We start from the raw sequence: 1,165 nt of genomic DNA, 5'->3' as shown, positions 1-1,165 counted from the left end.
CCAAGTCCTTGGATCATCAATGGGTAAAAATTCAACCAAACCTAGTCCTAAATCTACCTCAGACGATACTTGAGTGGATACTAAAGCTTTTAGCCCTACCGTCTGACTCTCAACCAGCACAACTGGAAAGCCTTCATGAAAGGATGGCATGAGCATGTAGTCGGCACTTGCCATAAGTTCAGTGATATCGGTACGTACCCCCAAAAATATAACTTGCTCGGTTAGAGCGCTTCGTTGTACTTGATGTCTTAGCTCATCCTCCAAGTCCCCTTGTCCCACGATGTATAAGGTAAAGTCTATATTGCGATCTTTTAGTAGCTCAGCGATTTTTAATGAGAACTCATGGTTTTTGACATCGCTTAAGCGGCCTACTTGAATAAGTTTCAGACCTTTATCATAAAACGTCTCGCTTATATAATTTCGCATGCCATCAGCGATAGCCATCATCTTATTTATATCTACCGCGTTGGGTAGTAACCAGACCTCTTTTGTCGTACCAAATAAGTATTTGGCCGCAAGCTCGCCGCAAGCAATTTTATAAGTAGCTACCTTTCGATTGGTCATCAGCGACCAGCGCTCGTATATTTTGCCTGCCAACGTAGATTTGCTACTACTGGTATTATGAGAGTGAGAGATAAGATGCGGCACGCCAGCACCTTTTGCCGCCAATAAATGAAAAGCATTACTTAATAGCATGTGAGAGTGTACGATATGGTACTCAGGGTGCTGACGTAAAAACCGCATCAGTACCCGCATACGCAAAGCTGGATTGCTCGCTATTATCGGAATAATCCTGCCGCCCATTGCTAGGATCTCATCATCATAATCGCCGGCGTCAGGGGTAAAGTTTGTAAAATCAAACTGAAACTGACTACGATCTATATGCCGATATAAATTCATCAGCATCGTCTCAGCACCAGCACGATCCATCTTACTTACGATATGTAGCACTCTTTGCATACTCATCATCCCTTTTATCACTAAATATCGAACCCAACCTCTATAAGCTTTATAAGATTTACTTTTGTAGTACTCTGAGTCTCTGGGTGCGACGTAACGCGTGACGCAGCGCTTTTACACTATACAAGTTCATAGGATATGGCATACCCACTATAGTTGAGAGCATCATATGCTTGATATTAGTCGCACTGTTATAGTCATCAGA

The 1,165-nt window shown here is 42.7% G+C and carries 1 protein-coding gene; it reads right to left on the bottom strand.

Features of this window, described 5'->3' with window-relative positions; genetic code table 11:
- Positions 1-960, bottom strand: a 960-nt coding sequence (locus ACTXGO_RS14200; protein ID WP_443574969.1) for a glycosyltransferase, incomplete at its 3' end; no start/stop codon positions are given.
- Positions 961-1,165: the final 205 nt, after the last annotated feature.

It is taken from the genome of Psychrobacter sp. T6-1, from assembly GCF_052258445.1.
This window is presented reverse-complemented; position numbering and strand designations above follow the sequence as displayed.